Here is an 18,979-nt window from a genome sequence, read left to right on the forward strand (position 1 = left end):
AACTCCCCTGCCCGCCTGCGGAATTCTCGCACAACGGAAACCGTGAGGCTGGGCGAAACGCGACGGCACCGAGCCGTTACTATCGGGCCCGTTACAGTGATCTTTACGATATGGAGCGCAGATGACCGGGCGGCTCGCGGACAGGGTGGCATTCATTACCGGCGCGGCCCGCGGCCAGGGTCGCGCGCACGCCGTGCGGATGGCTCGCGAAGGCGCGGACATCATCGCCGTCGACATTGCCGGCAAGCTGCCGTCGTGCGTGCGATACGACTCGGCGACGCCGGAGGACCTCGCCGAAACCGTGCGGCTCGTCGAAGCCACCGGTCGTCGAATCATTTCCGCGGTCACTGACGTTCGCGATTTCGACGGTCTACGTGACGTGGTGGGCGACGGCGTGGCGAAACTGGGGCGACTGGACATCATCGTCGCCAACGCCGGGATCACGGCGCCGCAGGCCTGGAACGAGATCACGCCCGAATCGTTCCGCGACGTGATGGACATCAACGCGACGGGAACGTGGAACACGGTGATGGCCGGCGCACAGAAGATCATCGACGGCGGACGCGGCGGATCGGTCATCTTGATCAGCTCCGCCGCAGGTATGAAGTTTCAGCCGTTCATGGTGCACTACACCGCGAGCAAGCACGCCATCACCGGGATGGCGCGCGCGTTCGCCGCCGAACTGGGTGTCCATTCGATCCGGGTCAACAGTGTGCACCCTGGTCCGGTCAACACGGCAATGGGCAGCGCCGACATGGCCGGCGCCCTGGCGAACTTCACCGAGACCAGCCCGCACCTGGCGAACACGCTCACGCCGTTTCTGCCCATCTGGGTTGCCGAGCCAGAGGATATCGCCGACACCGTGTGCTGGCTGGCCAGCGACGAATCGCGAAACATCACCGCGGCGGCGATCCCCGTCGACCAAGGCTCCACCCAATACTGATTCGCTTCAGGACGCTGACGCGTACTCGCCGACCAGTTCCAACGTCCCGAGGTCACGGATCGCCTGGCAGCCGCGCGCCAGCATGGTGAGCACCATGTCGTCGCCGCGGTCGGTGGCGGTGGAGAAAGCGAATCCCAGCGCGGATATCAGCAGCGCCTGGATCACGCCGAGTCGGTAGTCGCGCCAACAGGTTTCCGCGTCGTAGCCAGTGACCCCATAGCTGGTCAGCGCGCGATGGTAGTCGTCGACAAGGTCGCGCTCGATCGAAGCGCGCAGCTCGGGCTTGAGGCTGGTCGCGGTGAAGTAACTGAGGTCGCGCGCCGGCAGGCCGACCCCGAGCGTCTGCCAGTCCACTATCGTCACGGCGGCTCCATCGGGGAAGAACAAGAGGTTGTCGAGTCGGTAGTCGCCGTGCAGCAGCGCGAAGCGGTCCCGCTCGGCGAGCAGCCAAGGCGTCACCAAAATCATTGAGTTGGCGAATGTCTCGCGATCGGCCGTGCTCATGCGATCACCGAGTTTATCCAGTGTGATGTCGGCGCTCATTCGCGCGACTTCCCCCAGACCACCCGCCGACGCTTCGTCGGGTCGGGCGAAGGCGATACCGGGGAAGTCGAGCCACACCGGATCACACCAGCTCGGTCCGTGCAGACCGGCCAGCGCCGTCACAGCCAGCCGGGCTTCCCGATCGCCGCACCCAGCGATCTGGTCACCTTGCACCGCCGGCGCCTGGTCGGCCAGAAGCAACGCATAGTCCAGTGCGTCGTCACTAATCTCGCAGTAAAAGCACTGCGGCGTAGGCACTTTCACGTGACTGACGACGCCGGTGTAGAAGGCACACTCGCTGCGGTAGCCGATGGCAACCCGGTCGCGGACGGTGTCGTCTTGCGCCGGCAATTTGATCACGAACGTGTCGGGCAAACTGCCCGGTTCGGCGTATCTCACCGAGACCCGATAGGCCGCGCCGGTCTGACCCGTCCCGATGGGGATCACGTCTACGGCCGACAACTCCACCGGCGTGCCGGCGCCCAATACTGCCGACAGCCATTCGGCGGTGACGTCGTCCGGGTATCGAGGAATAGCCATGGGCCTACTGTAAGTCATTCGAGACATACCCCTCCGCGATCCTTCGCAGCGCCCGCAAATGGCCGATTATCACTCGTCGCGAGCTACGACCGTCTTAAGATCGCCCCAGCTATCTCGATGCAGAGGTGACCATGATGAAGACGAATGCCGCGGTTCTGCGGGAGTTCAACGCGGAATGGAGCATCGAGGAGATCGACCTTGACGGTCCGCAGGACGGCGAGGTCCTGGTGTCGTTCGAGGCCGCCGGGCTCTGCCACTCAGATCATCATGTCCGCACCGGCGATCTTCCCGTTCCGCTGCCCATCGTCGGTGGCCACGAAGGGGCCGGCGTCGTGCGCGAGGTCGGTTCGGGCGTACGGGACCTCAAGGTGGGCGACCATGTAGTGGCGTCGTTTCTTCCGGCATGCGGGCGCTGCCGATGGTGTGCCAGTGGCCATCAGAATCTGTGCGACCAAGGCGCAATGCTTCTGAGCGGCGCTCAACTCGACGGGACGTTCCGGCGCCGGTCCGGGGACCGCGACGTTGGCGCCGCATGCTTCTTGGGCACATTCGCCCAATACGGCACGGTGCCCGACAGCTCCGTCGTCAAGGTCGACGACGACCTTCCCTTATCGCGCGCGTGCCTGCTTGGCTGCGGGGTCACCACCGGGTGGGGATCAGCGGTCAACACAGCCAAGGTGCGCCCGGGCGACACTGTCGTAGTGATCGGCTGCGGCGGCATCGGCAGTGGCGCCATTCAGGGCGCGCGACTGTCCGGCGCGGAGAAAATTGTCGTCATCGATACCGCAGAAGGCAAACGAGACAAGGCCTTTGAGTTCGGAGCGACTCATTTCGTCACGTCCATGACCGAGGCCACCGCGCTGGTCGGCGACTTGACCCACGGGGTGATGGCCGACTCGGCTTTGCTGACGGTCGGGCTGGCCGAGGGCCACATGGTCGGCGAGGCGCTGGACATCATCCGCAAAGGCGGCGCCGTGGTGTTGACGGCGCTGGCATCGGTCACCGACGTGACGCCGACACTGCCGATGACGATGTTCACGCTGTTTCAAAAACGCTTGCTGGGCAGCCTGTACGGCGAGGCCAACCCGCGCGCCGATATCCCTCGACTGCTGAACCTCTACCGGGAGGGCAAGCTTTTGCTCGACGAGGCAGTGACAACGGAATACAAACTCAACGACATCAACGAGGCGTACGACGACATGTTGGCGGGGCGCAATATTCGCGGTGTGATCATCCACGATCACTGAGCCGACAGTCGACGACGCAGGACATCGACTCCCGGCCCGTCCAGCTCGGGCAGCGCGGCCGTGCGCCCGCAGACACTCATCAACAACGCGGCCACCGGACCGCTGACCTCGACGCCGTCCCGCCAGGAGCGGGATACGTCGTTGGCTGACAATCGGATTCCCCGGAGGCGGCCCAGCGGCACGAAGCCGATCGGCCAGCCGGTGGTGACGAAATCCATCGCCGACGCCGCGTGCCGGGCATCTGGCTCGAAGGTCAGGCCGAGTGGAATTCTGACGTCGCCAGTATGGATCAGGACGTCGGTCAGCGGGCCCCGTGGCCCGAAGACCGGTGAGGAGATCGGTCTCGTGGCATGTTCACGGAGTTCGGACAGGATGTCGGCGATCGGTGCCTGTGCGCGACGCCGGGCAAGCACGTCGATTCCGCGACTGAGGCTGCCGCATCGAACCGCCATCCGAAGGAAACCCGGTGTCCCGTCGAGCACGGTGCTGACCACGTGGGCGGCGACCGTCTTGACGTCCCAGCCCGTGCAGAGGCTCGGTGTGGCCAACTGAGCATCGTCGAGGTCGCTGATCAGCGCTGCGAATTGACGCCGCTGCTCGGCGGTCGCCGCGAGAACGAACGCATCGTCGGAGTCAGCCAAAGTCGGTCTCTTCCGCCGGAGTCCAGATCTGTGTCGGGTCCGTACGACCACGCAGCACCACCTCGCTGTTCGAACCCCAGTGGCGACACTCGGCAGCGTTCGCGCGCTCTACCACCGCCGCCGAGCAGGCGATGCGTTGGTCGAGGGTCTTGGCGAAGTCGGCCAACCGTGCCGCCTCGTTGACAGCGTCGCCGACAACGGTGTACTCGTAACGCTTTTCGGCGCCGATGTTGCCCGCGAATACGGGTCCCGCCGACACACCGATGCCGAAGTCGACCTGCGGGAGCCGATGCAGTTCGTGACGAATGCGGCGAGCCGTGGCCAAAGCGTGAGACGCCGGATTGTCCAGTGTCAGCGGCGCTCCGAAGACTGCCAGCGCCGCGTCGCCCTGGAACTTGTTGATCAGCCCGCGGTGGTCGTCGACAGCGCCGACGACGATGCGAAAGAAGTCGTTGAGGACTTGCGCCACTTCCTGGGGTGGCCGGTTCGCCGCCAGCGTCGTCGAACCGAGCAAATCGATGAACAGGATTGCCGCCTCTCGGACATCGCCGGACAACGACGTGCCCGCTTCGATCGCGCGACGGGCCACGTCGGCTCCGACATGACGACCGAACAGGTCGCGCAGCCGGTCGCGTTCGCCGATTTTCGCTACCATCCGATTGAATCCGCTTTGCAGACGGCCGATTTCAGACTTCTCGTAGACGCCGACGAAGGTGTCGATGTCGCCGCGCTCGACGTGCGCCATGGCGTCGACGACCTCACGCACCGGATCCGAGATCGACCGGGACGTCATGATCATCACCGGCAGACCGATCAGAATCGCGACCAGCGTCACGACCAGGATCGGCATTTCGACCGATCCGGTTTTCTGAATAATCCAGCCGTTCGAACGAGTCAGCACCAGACCCGCGATCGCCAGACATGGCAGTCCGCTTCCCAACAACCACATGCCCACCAATCGGGTCAACACACTCGGCGCGACTACCAGTCCCTCGGTCCCCTGCGTCGCGGCGACCATGATAGGGCGAAGCGATCGCTGAGTGAGCAACAAACTGAGACTTGCCGCGGCACTCCCCCCGAATACCACCGCCAACAACGTGGGAAGCCAAAGTTCGCTAAAGCCAGCAGGATTCAGAATGAGAAAGCTCAGTCCGCTGGTCGCCCAGACCGCCGTTAGCAGAATCGACTGCCGAGTGAGCAGTCGCGTCGCCGCCCGTCGCTGATCGGCACTCGGCTGCCGGCCACCGACAAACCAGCGCAGGACGGGAACAAGATTCGCCACACCACCACCGGCCACGGCTGCGGCCCCCAACACAACGATGATCGCCGCGGTGATCAGGCTGGTCGGCGAGAAGTACGCCTGCGCGATCCCGGAGTATTGACCGTGCAAAGGAATGACGATCGCCGCGGCGTCCGCAGAGCCGATCAAGTGGCCGCATGCCAGTCCGGCCGCGTAGCGGATCGCCATCTTGCGGCCGGTCGCGCGCTGCGCCTGCCCGGCATCGATCACGGGCCTAGGCTAGCCCGCCGACGATGCGCACCGGTACGGCACGCTGAGGAGAAAGGCAAAGCCGTTCAACCCGCCGACCGGCCAATTACCCGCCGGTAAGTCAGCCGACGGGGTATCCCACCGACTTCACCTCGGTGTACTGGTCGAACCCGGCGATGCCGTTTTGGCGACCGACACCGCTGTCCTTGTAGCCGCCGAACGGGACATCGGCACCGTAGGGCGCGCCACCGTTGACACCGATGAACCCGGCCTTGATTCGCCGGGCGACCGCCAGGGAGTGTTCCAGCGACCCCGACATCACGTTGCCCGCCAGACCGTAGGGGCTGTCGTTGGCGATCCGGATCGCGTCTTCCTCGTCGTCGAAGGGAATGACCGATAGCACCGGGCCGAAGATCTCTTCCTGCGCGATTGTCATTTTGTTGTCGACATCGGTGAAAAGCGTTGGGCGGATGAAGTATCCCTTGTCGAAACCGGTTTCGGCGCCGGGTCCACCGACCAGCGCGGTGGCGCCTTCCTCGACGCCCTTCTTGATGTAACCCGTGACGCGCTCGAACTGGCGCTGCGAGATCACCGGTCCACACAGCGTTCCGGGGTCCTGCGGGTCGCCACAGGTGACGTTCTCGTAGATGCTCTTGAGGATCGCGACACCCTCTTCGTAGCGCGACCGCGGCAGCAGCATCCGGGTCGGGTTGGCGCAGCCCTGACCGGCATGCATGCAGGGGGCGATGCCGATCGCACAGGCGAGTCCGAAGTCGGCGTCCTCCAAGACAATGGTTGCCGACTTTCCGCCCAATTCGAGGAACAGCCGCTTCATGGTGGCCGCTCCCTTTTCCATGATCCGCTTGCCGACCACAGTCGACCCGGTGAACGAGATCAGGTCGACTTTGGGTGAGAGCGTGAGTTCCTCTCCGACGAAGTGATCCGACGCCGTGACAACATTGACGACGCCGGCCGGGATGTCGGTCTTCTCGGCGATCAACCGGCCCAACCGAGTCGCGTTGAACGGAGTGTTGGGCGCCGGCTTGAGCACGACCGTATTGCCGGTGCCAAGCGCCTGACCGAGCTTGTTGAGGGTGACCTCGAACGGAAAGTTCCACGGCACGATCGCCCCGACCACGCCGACCGGCTCGCGCCACTGCTTGATCGACGTGTTGGCGCCAGTCAAGCTGATCACTCGGTCGCCAAGGTCGGTCTCCCACGCGTATTCGTCGATCAGCCGAGCCGGGTACTTCAGTCCGTCCTGCAACGGCGCGTCGAGTTGCGGCCCGAAGGTGATGGCCCTGGGTGAGCCAACTTCGAGGATGAGCTCCTCACGCAGTTCGTCGATCTCGGACTCGATCGCTTCGTGCAATTGCAGTAGGCAGCGCTTGCGGAGTTCTTTATTGGTCGACCAGTCGGTCTCGTCGAAGGCACGGCGGGCGGCGTCGATGGCGCGGTGCATGTCCTCTTTCGACGCGTCGGCCACCTCGCCGAGCGGCTCTTCGGTGGCCGGGTTGATGTTGGTGAAGGTTCCCGCCCGGCCGTCCACCAACTTGCCGTCGATCATCATCTTCGGCTCGAAGCGGACCTTTACAGTCTCAGTCATATCTGTCGCACTTTCGTCGATGGAACGCTGGGCGGGGCACTGGATCGCAGAATACTATGGGAAGCCTTACCGGAAGCTAGCCGGTTGGCAACCCTCGAACCGCTGCCGAGCCTCTTCGGGTTGTTGACCAAATATCTGTTCCACCGTAGAGTTCGCCATTGCCCGTCGTCAATCGCCAGAGGCCAGCAGGAAAAGTGGATTTCTCATACCCACCAGAGGTGGAACAGGTCCGCAAGGAACTCCGCGCGTGGCTGGCCGAGAACCTGACCGACGAGGTCATCGCCGCCAACCGCGGCCGGGGTAAAGACGAAGCCGCGTTCCAGACGCTCCGAGCATGGAACGCGACCATGGCCGACGCGGGCTGGGCCGCGGTCTCTTGGCCGCAGGAGTACGGCGGTCGCGGGGCGGGGGTGCTCGAACAGCTGGTCTGCGCGGAGGAGACCACCCGCGCCAGGGTCCCGGTCCACCTAAACGTGATCGGGATGAACAACATCGCGCCGGCGATCATGCAGTACGGGACCGAAGTACAGAAGCGCACGCTGCTGCCGCGGATGATGCGCGCCGACGACATTTGGTGCCAAGGGATGTCGGAACCGGAAGCCGGCTCCGACCTCGCCTCGCTTCGCACTCGCGCCGTCCGCGACGGTGACCATTTCGTCGTCAACGGTCAGAAGATTTGGACTTCGCTGGGTCACAGGGCCCAGTGGTGTCAGCTGTACGTGCGCACCGACCCGGAGGCGCCGAAGCACAAGGGCATCTCGTGTCTGATCCTCGACATGTCGTTGCCTGGCATCGAGGTTAGGCCGCTTGTCACGATGAGCGGCGAGGCAGACTTCGCGGAGGTGTTTTTCAACGACGTCCGGGTTCCCACGAACGCTTTGCTCGGCCCCGAGAACGGCGGCTGGGCAATCGCCACCACCACGCTGAGTCACGAACGAGCGGGAGCCGCAAGGCTTTACACCGAGATGCAAAATCGGCTGCAAGAGTTGGTCACCGATCTGGCCGACGTCAAGATCGACAATCGGCCGGTCCTCGAGGACCCGGCGACGCTTAGGCGTCTCGGCGAAATCGCGGTACGGATCAAGTATCTCGAGGTGCTGTGCCAGCGGTCGATCTCGGCGATCCTGCACGGTGGCGATGCGTATGGCACGGCAAGCATTGCCAAGACGATCTGGGGAGAGGTAGGCCAAGACATCGCGGCACTCGCCTTCGACCTGATCGGGATGGACCCCGCCGGACGCCGCTGGGCCGACTATCGCTTGACCTCGCGTTCGCTGACCATCGCCGGCGGCACGACGCAGATCAACAAGAACATCACCGCCCAACGAATTTTGGGCTTGCCTCGCTCATGAATCTCGAACTGTCCGAAGAACTGATCGCGCTGCGAGATACTGTGCGGGCTTTTGTCAGCGAAAGAGCTTCCGTATCAACGTTTGTCCGCCCGATGCTGGACGACGACACCGGCACCACCGACGTGGTGTGGCGTGGCCTCGCCGATCTCGGCGTCACCGGACTGCTGGTACCGCTGGAACACGATGGCGCCGGGATGACGATGGTCGAGGCCGGTGTCGTAGCCGAAGAACTCGGCGCCGGACTGTATCCAGGGCCCTGGCTGTCCAGCGCCGTCGCCGCGGCCCGCGCCCTGACCCGCTTCGAGGTGCCGCTCGACGTGGCGGCACCACTGCTCACCGGGATCGCCGACGGCTCGACCATTGCCACCGTCGGCCCGCTGCACGGACCTCGCCCGGCCGTCGTCAACGACGGGCTGCGCGGCGCGATCAAAGGCGTGTGGGATGTTGCCTCGGCCGACGTATTGCTGGTCGTGGCCGACGATCGCAATGGCACAGGACTTTTCGCGATCCAACCCACGGCGGATGGAATCACCAGCACACTGCAGGCGGGGATCGACCAAACGCGCAAGCGATTTGACGTCACTCTCGACGATGTCACGGCACAACGGCTGGGCAGCGTGAGCCACGAGAACCTTGAGGCTCTGGTCGACGACGTGACGATCGCGTGGGCCGCCGACGCGCTCGGTGCGGCTAGGGCACTACTGAATCTCGTCATCGAATACGCCAAAGTGCGAAGGCAATTCAGCCAGCCGATCGGCGCCTTCCAGGCGGTCCAGCACCTGTGCGTCGGCATGTACGAAACGGTCGAACTGGCCCGCAGCGGTGTCATCCACGCGCTGTGGGCCGCCGACACCGGTGACCGGCCCGAGCGACATGCGGCCGCCATGCGCACCAAGGCGTTCGCGGGCCGACTGGCCGCCGTCGGCGACACGGCCATTCAGCTGTTCGGCGGCATCGGGTACACCTGGGAGCACGATGCGCACCTCTATCTCAAGCGCCTGCTGAGCTGGAACGCGTTTCTGGACGGGTCCGACCGCTACCTGGTGCAGCTGGGTGCGGAGTTCGCTGCCGCCGTTCTGGGTTGACCACCGACCCGACCTGGGCCTGCGAATACCATTCACCCTGCATAACCGCCTGGTAGCGTGAAACCAAATATTCGTTCAGCAGTCATGCGGGTACCGGTTGGGGCTGTGGAGGTGTTGTGGGGCTTCAGCAAGCAGCCGAGGCTGCGAAGACACCACCCCCCGCACGCCTAGACTTGGCCGATGCCGATTCGCCTGTCCCGTCCGACAACGCCCGGCGGTCGCGCGTGACGCCACGGGCACGGGGCAACGCCCGGCAGACCACCGAGAAAGCAGAGCGCGGAAGCGCATACGACGACGGCACTCGTCGTACCGAAATCCTGCACACCGCTGCATCGTTGATTGCCTCGTCAGGCCTGCGCACGTCGCTGCAGGAGATCGCCGAGGCGGCCGGCATCCTGCCGGGGAGCCTTTACCACCACTTCGAATCGAAGGAAGCGATCCTCGTCGAACTCGTCCGGCGGTATTACGCCGACTTGGACCGCATCGGGGAAATCGCCCACGAGCGACTGGACCAAGCCGACCCCCGTTCGGTGGCGGACAAAATTGTCGAACTGGGATCGGCAATAGCACGCTGCGCCGTGCAACACCGGGCGGCACTGCAGATGTCGTTCTATGAAGCGCCGAGCGCGAATCCCGAACTCGTCGAACTGCTACAGAATCCACCCACCGCCGTCCAGCAAGCAATGCTGCAGACACTGCGTGCGGGCAGGTGGAGCGGCTTCATCCGATCCGAAATCGACCTACCGACGCTTGCCGACCGCATTTGCCAGACCATGATGCACGTCGGACTGGACATCATCAGGCACACCGGCCCGGCCGATCAAACCGCGGTGGTGATGTGCCGAATCATGCTGCACGGCTTGGCCAGTCGCAATTACAGTAATCGAGAATTGAACGACTCGAGCGCCTTTGCCGCCGCCGAGGCCGCCATCAAGACGTGGGCCGACGAGGGCGAGTCGGACAGCAACGATAAGGCTGCGCATGTGCGTTCGGTGGCGCGTGCCGAATTCGGGAAAAAGGGCTACGAAGTCACCACGATCCGCGACATCGCTGCCGCGGCAGGCTTGGGCACCGGCACGGTATACCGGTTGATCGGGTCCAAGGACGAACTCCTCGCCTCGATCATGGAGTCCTTCGGCAAGAAGGCCGGGGGCGGCTTCGCCAGCGTCCTGCGCACGGATGCCACGCCGGTGGAGAAGCTGGATGCGTTGAGCTGGGTCAATATCAATGCGCTGGACCAGTTTCCCGATGAGTGGAAGATCCAGCTGGCGTGGATGCGACAGTCGCCGCCAAACACCCCTAACCCTGGACTGGCGTTCACCATGCGGCTGCGACAACTGCGGGCCCTGCTGTCCGAAGGCATCGAGTCGGGTGACATCCGTATCGAGGACCCGCCGTCGCTGTCGATGCTGGCGCGCTACGTGATGGACGCCCTGTGGATGCCGGAGAACATCGTGCGGACCCAGGGCAAAGACGCGGCACTGGTCAACGCGCGTGACACTCTCGTCCGCGGTGCCGCGGAACGTGACACTTCCACCCAAATCTGACAACCAAAATTTCCGATACTCACCGGTAGACGCGATCACCCCCGCATACTTGCGGAGTGCGTCGGGTCGGAATCTGTGCCATCGACTTCACCGTCGCATCCGAGGCTCACCGCCTGTTGACATCCAGACTTCGTCGGCCGATCGGGCTCGCGGCCGGCGCCCTGCGAAAGGAATGAGATGAGTGGTATCGATCAGTTCCGCTATGACGGCAAGACGGCGCTCGTAGTCGGAGGAGCTACCGGGATGGGCGCCGCTGCCGCCAAGATCGTCGGTGATCTCGGCGCCGAGGTGATCAACCTGGACTACGCACCGGTCGACGCCGGGCTCGGACGCGGCATTCAGGTCGACCTTCGCGACCCGGCATCGATCGACAACGCGCTCGAACAGATCGGCGGGCCCGTCGATGCGGTGTTCTCCGCAGCCGGCATCGCCGACGGTCCGGACCTGATGAAGATCAACTTCATCGGACATCGGCACTTGATCGACAAACTGGTCGCCAACGGTCAGCTGGGCCGCGGCGGGGCCATCTGCTTCATCTCGTCGGTCGCGGGCATCGGATGGGAAACCGACCTGCCCCGGCTACAGGAATTCCTGGCCACCCCGGACTTCGCGTCCGCCGACGCCTGGGTCAAGGCCCACGAAGCGGACAACTTCGGTCACTACGGCACCAGCAAACAAGCAATCAACGCCTACGTCGCGACGCACGCATTCCCGTTCTTGGCCAAGGGAATTCGAATCAACGCCATCTGCCCGGGTCCGACCGACACCCCGTTGGCCAGAGCCAACGCCGACCTATGGCTGTCGTTCGCGCAGGACTATCGGGAGGCCACCGGCACCGCGACACACACGCCTGAGCAGATGGGCAATGTGATGGCGTTCCTCAACAGCGACGCGGCCGCCGGCATCAATGGCGTGACCCTGCTGGTCGATTACGGACACGTGAGCTCGTCGAACACCGGAACGTTCGCCGCCGGTAAGCCGATCATCGACCTGCTCATGGGCCGAGTCTCACTCGGTTAGTCCTCGGTGCACGTTTACTCCCCCGGACGCACGCAGGCTGATAGAACAGTGCCAACTAGATCTGCTCGCGTGGGGAGGTGCCCGGTGGATCACCGGCTTGTCGCCGCAGCGGCGACCGTGGCACTGGTCGCGGTGCCATGCGCGGGATGCTTCACGCCGGACGACAAGTCGACGCAGAGAACAGCCCACATCACGGTCGACAACACCAGCCGCACGTCGCATGCGATCACCTGCAACCAGGTCAACTGGTTACTGACGGCGAACATCAGCGTGGCACCGGCGAACGTCAAAGTGCTGCTGCGGTTGGACCCGGACAAACCGAAGGTCGAATCGGTGAATATCGACAATTTCGCGGGGTTCTCCGGTGTCGCCAATTCGGGCGCCGGCGAGGCGACGATCCGCGTGGTCAAGGACGTCTACACCATCACCGGAACGGCCGCCGGGTCGCAGCTCAATGATACACACGTGTCGGTGACGAAGCCGTTCTCCGTCGAGGTGGGCTGCTGATCCTGGCTATTGCGGGTCGTCGTCCGGCGGCGGGGTCTGGAACTCCTGCGCGGGCGTCGAATTCTTCAAATAGGCTCGCAGTCGTATCAGCGGGGCTGCGACGATACCCGTGGCTATCAAGATCAACAGCACCACAATCGCGGCGTTCATACCCGCAATGGTGCCAGTCCGAGGGCTGACGGCGATTAAGAATTGAGGCGGGCGACGCCCATTCGAAGTGTTACTCGTGTTGTTGAAGTTACCTGATTTGCCTTTCACAGCAATTCGATGAATCGTTATTTACGCAGCTCAGAAGCCATGAATTCGCCTCAGCGCAATATGACAGCGTTTGAATTCCAAGGGTCAGGGCTATTCGACAATCGCCATTTGCACCGCAATGGTGCGTTCAAACGACAGGGAGCTGAAAAGGAGCCCATCGTGAAGTCAGCGACAATGATCAAGACAGCTATTGGCGCGGCGGGCATCGCCGCGATCAGCGTGACCACCGCGGGAAGCGCGTCTGCCGCCCCGAACATTCAGGGATTCGGAACCAGCGAACCGTTGATCGATGGGCCGATGATCACCAACTACACGGTCAGCAACCTGCACCCAAGCAACGTCACGATCCCTGGTTTCACGCCGAAGGGAACGCTGTACCAGGCTGACGTCGTCGTCCGCTCGGACGGCGGGCTGGTGACCCCGCAGGTACGAGACTTCAGCGCGCGCGGTCCGAACGGCCAGACCTACAAGTTGGTCGACAACGTCGAAGTGCCGAACGGCCTCAACCCGGCGCCGATTCCGCAGGGCAGCGAGTCGAAGGGCACGCTGTACTTCGACGCGACAGGTGCGCCGCCGAACGGCGTGGTCTACAACGACGGCCTGCAGGACATCCTGATGTGGACGTCGAACGTGCCGGGAAGTTCGACGCCTAATGGGCCGGCAGCAATGACGCCGGGCCAGCCGGGAATGGCCGGACCCAACGAGCCGGGTAACGCCGGACCCGCGCCGGGCGCGCTTCCCGCGCCGGCCACAGGCACCTAAGTCGAATTGACAAGTCTCCCTCGGCCTTCGGCTGAGGGAGACTTGTCGTCAGCTTGGTTGAAACGATCCGGGAGGCTGGCCGAGCGCCAACGCCGTTCCGGTGCCGATCGGGCCCGCGGCGTCGAAGATGGTCGCCGAACCGGAGCCAACGCCATCGGAGCCGTAGTAGCTCTGAGCGGCCAACCCAACGTATTCGCCGTCGGGTAGACGGCTGATTGCCACGGTGTAATCGGCGTTGATGTAACGCAAACCCGCTGTGCTCCAATGGGTCAGCGAGCTGACGATGTCACCAGCGAACGCCGCACGTGTGAACGGTGTGAGCGGATGGCCCGTCACCATCGGCCGAAACAAGCGGGCCCAAGCGAACTTCTGCACGCCGGGCTTCTCCCACTCGGGCGGCGGCATGCCTGACGAGCCGCTGTCGGAATCGGAGTTGTAGGTCCAGATCTCGAACGGCATGTCTGTGTCAGGTGGACCGGCATCGTCAGGCCGCGGCGGGATCGTCACCGGTCCCGTCCACACTTCGCCGTCCGGCGCTGCGCTGCGACGAAGGAACAGCGCGCTGGTCCTCGCTACGACACGGCCCTGCTGCAACATTGCTGCGTCGACGAGTTTGAGGCGCCGGCCCTCGCGTTGTATCGACGTTTCGATTGTCACGGGCTCGATGGGCACCGGGCGCAACAGGTCGACGGTCAGCCGCGCTGGTTGGAGTTCGTCATCACCGTGGGGATCCAGTGCCCACCCCAGAAGACCGCCGACGATTTGGCCACCCATCGTCAAGCCCCAGGGCCCGCGGGTCATCTCCCCGGGTACATAGAAGTCACCGTCGGCGGTGAAAAATGCGTCCACCCGCTCATGTTAGGGAGCGGGCAGGTCCGCTCTTTTGTGCGGGCGGAGGTGTGTGAGTTCACGACATAGGTGACAGATGAGTCGCGTCATGGGTTACACCTGCGATGTCCGGTGATGAGTCGCGTCATAGGTGACAGTCATGGCTCATGTCGAAAGCGCGTGTGGTCGTGTTGGAAGTCGTCAGCGGAAACCTCACCGTCACCGCGGCTGCTTCGGCTTACGGGCTGTCGCGGCAACATATCTATCGGCTGCTCAAGCGTTATCAGCTCGGCGGTTTGGAAGCGGTTGAGCCGCGGTCGCGACGCCCTGCCAGCAACCCCCGGGCGGTCTCGGATGAGGTCATCGCCGCGATCGTGCTGCTACGGGAAAAGCTCGTCGCCGAGGGCCTCGACGCCGGTCCGGTCACGTTGCAGCACCATCTGGCCCAGCAAGGGTTGCCGGTGCCGGCGGTCTCCACGATCCGGCGCATCTTGGGCCATCACGGCTTGATCGTCCCGGCACCCCGTAAACGCCCGAAAAGCTCCTATCGCCGTTTCGCCGCCGAGCAACCCAACGAATGCTGGCAATCCGATTTCACCCACTGGAGGTTGGCCGACGGCAGCGACATCGAGATCCTCAACTGGCTCGACGACCACTCCCGATACCTGCTGTACTGCACCGCCTATCGCCGCGTCGCCGGTCCCGATATCGTCGCCAGCTTCACCGCCACCGCCGCCACCCACGGACTACCGGCCTCCACACTGACCGACAACGGCTCGGTCTACACCTCCCGATTCACCCACGGCCACAACGACTTCGAGCGCCTTCTCAACAGCCTGGGCATCACCCAGAAAAACGGTCACCCCGGACACCCCCAAACCCAAGGCAAAATCGAACGCTTCCACCAAACCCTCAAACGCTGGCTGTCCGCCCGGCCCCGACCCGCCACCATCGCCGCCGCCCAAATCCTGCTCAACGACTTCACCACGATCTACAACACCGAACGCACCCACCGAGCCCTACCACCAGCCACCACCCCAGCCCAGGCCTACACCGCCCGCCCCAAAGCCGGCCCCACCCACACCAGCGGCCGACACTTCCGCATCCGCCGCGACACCGTCGACCAATTCGGCAAACTCACCCTGCGCCACGGCAGCCGCCTGCACCACCTCGGCGTCGGCCGCATCCACGCCGGCACCTCAGTCCTGATCCTGGTGACCACCACCACCGTCACCGTCATCAGCAAAACCAGCCACCACGTCCTAAGCAGCCACCACATCAACGCCGACACAAACTACTGGCGCAACCAAAACAAAAACCCCGGCCGATGGCCGGGGAATCTGTAACCCATGACGCGACTCATCTGTCACCTATGACTCGACTCATCACATTGTGCGGGCGGAGGGATTCGAACCCTCACGCTCTCTCGAGCACCGGCACCTAAAGCCGGCATGTCTGCCGTTCCATCACGCCCGCGATGCCCCGCGATCGTACCGCTTTGGCTTGTCGACGAAGCTCGCCCATGGCTACCGAATCAGCCCCCGAGGTACCGTCTAGGAATGTCCACTACGCGTCGTCGGAGACCTGCGCTGATCGCGCTGGTAATCGTCGCGGCGTCTGGGTGCCTGGCGCTGGGCTGGTGGCAATGGACCAGATTCGAGTCGACGTCGGGCACATTCCAAAACCTCGGATACGCCTTGCAGTGGCCGGCGTTCGCCGCATTCTGCGTCTACGCCTACCGCAAATTCGTGCGTTACGAAGAAGCGCCGCCCGAGCTTCCGAACACCAACGCGGTCAAGGAGATACCGGAGGGGCTGCTACCGGAACGGCCCAGAGCGGCGCGGCCCGACGCCGAGGACCCCGAACTCCGCGAGTACAACGCCTATCTGGCCGAACTCGCCAAGGCGGACAACGACAACAAGCAGAACAGGACGACCGCATGACGACAGCCGGCCAGAACATCCGTACCCCGCTGTTGGCCTACCGGGTGATGGCGTGGACGACCGGTATCTGGCTGATCGCGCTGTGTTACGAGATCGTGGTCCACTACGTGATCAAGGTGCCGAACCCGCCGACGTGGATCGGCATCGTGCACGGCTGGGTGTATTTCGCTTACGTGTTGGCGGCGTTCAACCTCGCCGTCAAGGTTCGCTGGCCGATCGCGAAAACAGTGGGCGTGCTCCTTGCCGGAACCATCCCGCTGGTCGGGGTGATCGTCGAACACTTCCAGACTCGAAACGTCAAGGCACAATTCAACTTAACGTAGGCAGCTCAATGGGCCGCTAGCGCGCGTAGGGCCGGCAGCAGCAACGCCAGCGCCCGACCACGATGCGAGGCGGCATCTTTCTCGGCAGAAGTGAGTTGCGCCGCAGTGCGGTTCCCGCCGTCCGGGACGAACACCGGGTCGTAGCCGAAGCCGGCGTCGCCCCGCGGCTCACGGGCGATGGCACCGGGCCACTCGCCGCGCACCACGACCTCGTCGGAACCGGAGACCAGTGCGCACGCCGAGACGAACGCCGCGCCCCGACGGTCGTCGGGAACGTCACGCATCTGCGCGAGTAGCAGCGCGGTATTGGCGGCGTCATCGCCATGGTTTCCCGACCACCGCGCCGACAGCACACCGGGCATGCCGTTCAGCGCGTCCACCGTCAGCCCCGAATCGTCGGCGACGGTGGGCAGTCCCGTCGCGGCGAACCCGTCGCGGGCCTTCGCTAACGCGTTATCTTCAAACGTCGCAGCGGTTTCCGGCGCCTCGTCGAAGGGCGGGACGTCGTTGAGCGACACCAGGGTGAGGCCGGATACCGCGGCGGCGTCCAACACCCGACGAAGTTCCGCGAGCTTTTTCGCGTTGCGGCTCGCGACCAGCAATCGGGTCACTGCGCACGCCCCTCCTCAGCGCGCTGCGCGCTCTGCATCGTCCCGGGGGTCTAGCTGCCGAACGCCTTATGCGGTGCTGCACCTTCAGGCAGCACACCCGGATACGGCAGAGCGAGCGCCTCGTTCTGTGCGACGAACAATTTTTCGCACGCCCCTTCGGCGGCATCGAGCAGCTTGTTCAGCGTCGAGCGCGGGAAGGTGGCGCCCTCACCGGTGCCCTGGACCTCGACCAGCGTCCCGGTGTCGGTGGCCACCACGTTCATGTCCACCTCGGCACGGGAGTCTTCCTCGTAGGGCAGATCGACACGGACCCGGCCGTCCACCACCCCGACGCTGATCGCGGCGATCGCACACGACAGAGGCCGCGGATCGGACAGCTTGCCAGCCGCCGACAGGTAGGTCACCGCGTCAGCCAGGGCGACGTAGGCGCCGGTGATCGCGGCGGTACGAGTTCCACCGTCGGCCTGCAGCACGTCGCAGTCGATGGCAATGGTGTTCTCCCCCAACGCCGCCAGGTCGATACAGGCCCGCAGCGATCGGCCCACCAGTCGACTGATCTCCTGGGTGCGTCCCGACAGCCGGCCCTTGACCGACTCACGATCGCTCCGCGTATGGGTGGCCGACGGCAGCATCGCGTACTCGGCGGTCAGCCAACCCAGCCCAGTGCCCTTCCGCCACCGTGGCACGCCCTCGGTGACGCTCGCAGTGCACAGGACTTTCGTCTGACCGAACTCGATCACGACCGACCCCGCGGGATGCGCGGTGAACCCGCGAGTGATGGTTACCGGTCGAAGCTCGTCGTCGAGGCGGCCGTCTTCACGTTTGGACACGCCGTCACCCTAGCGCGGCGACGATGCAGAGCGCGGAGCGCGATGAGGCAGAGCCGCGCAATTCCACCCGGCGCGGCGTCAGGCGCGGCCGACGTTGAACGTCTCGCCGCACACCACGGCGTGCACCGGGCCGTCGAACTCGGCCTTGGCCTCGCTGATCACGTCCTCGCGCGACGTCCACGGCGGGATGTGCGTCAGCAACAACTCCCCCACTCCGGCCGCCGCGGCGATCCGCCCGGCCTCGGTGCCCGACAGGTGCAAGTTGGGCGGACGGTCCGGCGCATCGGTCCACGACGCTTCGCACAGGAAGACATCAGCGCCGCGAGCGAGTTCGATAGCCGCGTCGCAGTATCCGGTGTCGCCGCTGTAGACGAACGTGGCACCGGCGCCGTTGGTGAAGCGCATGCCATAGGACTCGGTCGGGTGACACACCAGCCGCGGGGTGACCTCGACGGCACCGATCGCGACGGACTCGCCGTCGACCCAGTGGTGTACGTCGAAGATGTCGGAGCAATCGTCGATCTCGCCGCCGTACGGCGAGGATGCCGCGCCAAGCCGTGACCAGGTGTCGCTCGGACCGTAGAGCAACGCTTTGCCCTCTGGCGGAGACGGGTGGTAGCGGCGCCAGACGAACAGCCCCGGCACATCGAGGCAGTGATCGGCGTGCAGATGCGACAGCAGCACGTGCACCGAACCGGGATCGGCGTGGCGCTGCAGTGCGCCCAGCACGCCTCCCCCGAAGTCGATGACCAGCGGCGGAGTGTCTGGTGCTCGAAGCAGATAACCCGATGCCGGCGAATCCGGGCCAACGACGCTCCCAGAGCAGCCGAGCACGGTGATTCGCACGGTCACTACTGTGCCATGCCCAGGCTCAACTTGTTGAAAACATCCCCTGTTTACTGGC

20 protein-coding genes and 1 tRNA gene are annotated in these 18,979 nt (G+C 64.4%); 11 read left to right on the forward strand and 10 right to left on the reverse strand.

The annotated features are described in order from the left end of the window. The first annotated feature begins 121 nt into the window (after positions 1-121). The gene (locus tag MKK62_RS00705; RefSeq protein WP_240262868.1) at positions 122-943 is read left to right on the forward strand and encodes a mycofactocin-coupled SDR family oxidoreductase; all 822 of its coding nucleotides are present in this window, start codon (positions 122-124) and stop codon (positions 941-943) included. 6 nt (positions 944-949) lie between these two features. Here MKK62_RS00705 and MKK62_RS00710 read toward each other — a convergent pair whose 3' ends face one another. Beyond that, entirely contained in the window at positions 950-2,026 is a 1,077-nt protein-coding gene (locus MKK62_RS00710; RefSeq protein WP_240262867.1) for a phosphotransferase family protein, read from the reverse strand. Between the two features lie 134 nt (positions 2,027-2,160). Here MKK62_RS00710 and MKK62_RS00715 point away from each other — a divergent pair, with 134 nt between their 5' ends. Next, positions 2,161-3,273, forward strand: a complete 1,113-nt coding sequence (locus tag MKK62_RS00715) for an NDMA-dependent alcohol dehydrogenase (protein WP_240263892.1) — start codon at positions 2,161-2,163, stop codon at positions 3,271-3,273. On the opposite strand, the gene MKK62_RS00720 is transcribed toward MKK62_RS00715, so the two are convergent. The 3 genes from MKK62_RS00720 to MKK62_RS00730 all read right to left on the reverse strand — a co-directional run bounded on the left by MKK62_RS00720 (position 3,267) and on the right by MKK62_RS00730 (position 7,009). Further along, positions 3,267-3,914 carry a maleylpyruvate isomerase family mycothiol-dependent enzyme gene (locus MKK62_RS00720; protein WP_240262866.1) on the reverse strand — a complete coding sequence of 216 codons (648 nt, stop codon included), beginning with the start codon at positions 3,912-3,914 and terminating at the stop codon, positions 3,267-3,269. The genes MKK62_RS00715 and MKK62_RS00720 overlap by 7 nt on opposite strands. After that, positions 3,907-5,382: an adenylate/guanylate cyclase domain-containing protein gene (locus MKK62_RS00725; protein WP_240263891.1), complete on the reverse strand. Its 1,476-nt coding sequence runs from the start codon at positions 5,380-5,382 to the stop codon at positions 3,907-3,909. Before MKK62_RS00725 ends, MKK62_RS00720 begins: the two co-directional genes overlap by 8 nt. 142 nt (positions 5,383-5,524) lie before the next feature. Continuing rightward, on the reverse strand, positions 5,525-7,009 hold the full coding sequence (locus MKK62_RS00730; protein WP_240262865.1) for an aldehyde dehydrogenase family protein: 1,485 nt from the start codon (positions 7,007-7,009) through the stop codon (positions 5,525-5,527). 194 nt (positions 7,010-7,203) lie between these two features. Here MKK62_RS00730 and MKK62_RS00735 point away from each other — a divergent pair, with 194 nt between their 5' ends. From MKK62_RS00735 to MKK62_RS00755, 5 genes are all read left to right on the forward strand, one after another. Beyond that, positions 7,204-8,361, forward strand: coding sequence for an acyl-CoA dehydrogenase family protein (locus MKK62_RS00735; RefSeq protein ID WP_240262864.1), 1,158 nt, complete (start codon positions 7,204-7,206; stop codon positions 8,359-8,361). Further along, positions 8,358-9,446 (forward strand): acyl-CoA dehydrogenase family protein, encoded by a 1,089-nt coding sequence (locus MKK62_RS00740; RefSeq protein WP_240262863.1) that lies wholly within the window; start codon positions 8,358-8,360, stop codon positions 9,444-9,446. The genes MKK62_RS00735 and MKK62_RS00740 overlap by 4 nt, the downstream gene beginning before the upstream one ends. Positions 9,447-9,670: 224 nt before the next feature. After that, positions 9,671-10,993 carry a TetR/AcrR family transcriptional regulator gene (locus MKK62_RS00745; protein WP_434085007.1) on the forward strand — a complete coding sequence of 441 codons (1,323 nt, stop codon included), beginning with the start codon at positions 9,671-9,673 and terminating at the stop codon, positions 10,991-10,993. A 177-nt stretch (positions 10,994-11,170) separates the two neighbouring features. Then, entirely contained in the window at positions 11,171-12,013 is an 843-nt protein-coding gene (locus MKK62_RS00750; RefSeq protein ID WP_240262862.1) for an SDR family oxidoreductase, read from the forward strand. An 84-nt stretch (positions 12,014-12,097) separates the two neighbouring features. Next, complete coding sequence (locus tag MKK62_RS00755; RefSeq protein WP_240262861.1) at positions 12,098-12,520, forward strand: lipoprotein LpqH; 423 nt, start codon at positions 12,098-12,100, stop codon at positions 12,518-12,520. Positions 12,521-12,526: 6 nt separating this feature from the next. On the opposite strand, the gene MKK62_RS00760 is transcribed toward MKK62_RS00755, so the two are convergent. Beyond that, entirely contained in the window at positions 12,527-12,670 is a 144-nt protein-coding gene (locus tag MKK62_RS00760; RefSeq protein WP_240262860.1) for a hypothetical protein, read from the reverse strand. Positions 12,671-12,952: 282 nt separating this feature from the next. Between MKK62_RS00760 and MKK62_RS00765 the strand changes: the two genes are divergently transcribed. Then, positions 12,953-13,540, forward strand: a complete 588-nt coding sequence (locus MKK62_RS00765; protein WP_350355770.1) for an MPT63 family protein — start codon at positions 12,953-12,955, stop codon at positions 13,538-13,540. Positions 13,541-13,588: 48 nt separating this feature from the next. On the opposite strand, the gene MKK62_RS00770 is transcribed toward MKK62_RS00765, so the two are convergent. After that, positions 13,589-14,341 carry a thioesterase family protein gene (locus tag MKK62_RS00770; RefSeq protein ID WP_240263888.1) on the reverse strand — a complete coding sequence of 251 codons (753 nt, stop codon included), beginning with the start codon at positions 14,339-14,341 and terminating at the stop codon, positions 13,589-13,591. Positions 14,342-14,535: 194 nt separating this feature from the next. On the opposite strand from MKK62_RS00770, the gene MKK62_RS00775 reads away from it, so the two are divergent. Continuing rightward, on the forward strand, positions 14,536-15,714 hold the full coding sequence (locus tag MKK62_RS00775) for an IS481 family transposase (protein WP_240258629.1): 1,179 nt from the start codon (positions 14,536-14,538) through the stop codon (positions 15,712-15,714). A gap of 47 nt (positions 15,715-15,761) precedes the next feature. Here MKK62_RS00775 and MKK62_RS00780 read toward each other — a convergent pair. Next, positions 15,762-15,844: transfer RNA gene (locus MKK62_RS00780), tRNA-Leu, on the reverse strand. A gap of 83 nt (positions 15,845-15,927) precedes the next feature. Between MKK62_RS00780 and MKK62_RS00785 the strand changes: the two genes are divergently transcribed. Next, positions 15,928-16,311, forward strand: coding sequence for a hypothetical protein (locus MKK62_RS00785; RefSeq protein WP_240262859.1), 384 nt, complete (start codon positions 15,928-15,930; stop codon positions 16,309-16,311). Then, on the forward strand, positions 16,308-16,634 hold the full coding sequence (locus tag MKK62_RS00790) for a DUF3817 domain-containing protein (RefSeq protein WP_240262858.1): 327 nt from the start codon (positions 16,308-16,310) through the stop codon (positions 16,632-16,634). The genes MKK62_RS00785 and MKK62_RS00790 overlap by 4 nt, the downstream gene beginning before the upstream one ends. A 5-nt stretch (positions 16,635-16,639) precedes the next feature. Here the strand turns inward: MKK62_RS00790 and rdgB are convergent, their stop codons facing one another. From rdgB to MKK62_RS00805, 3 genes are all read right to left on the reverse strand, one after another. After that, a complete protein-coding gene (gene rdgB, locus MKK62_RS00795) occupies positions 16,640-17,245 on the reverse strand; it encodes an RdgB/HAM1 family non-canonical purine NTP pyrophosphatase (protein ID WP_240262857.1) in 606 nt (201 codons plus the stop codon). Positions 17,246-17,295: 50 nt separating this feature from the next. Next, the gene (rph, locus tag MKK62_RS00800; protein ID WP_240262856.1) at positions 17,296-18,075 is read right to left on the reverse strand and encodes a ribonuclease PH; all 780 of its coding nucleotides are present in this window, start codon (positions 18,073-18,075) and stop codon (positions 17,296-17,298) included. Between the two features lie 78 nt (positions 18,076-18,153). Further along, a complete protein-coding gene (locus MKK62_RS00805; RefSeq protein WP_240262855.1) occupies positions 18,154-18,927 on the reverse strand; it encodes a cyclic nucleotide-degrading phosphodiesterase in 774 nt (257 codons plus the stop codon). Positions 18,928-18,979 lie beyond the last annotated feature (52 nt).

Source organism: Mycobacterium paraterrae (assembly GCF_022430545.2).
Taxonomy (GTDB): Bacteria; Actinomycetota; Actinomycetes; order Mycobacteriales; family Mycobacteriaceae; genus Mycobacterium; species Mycobacterium paraterrae.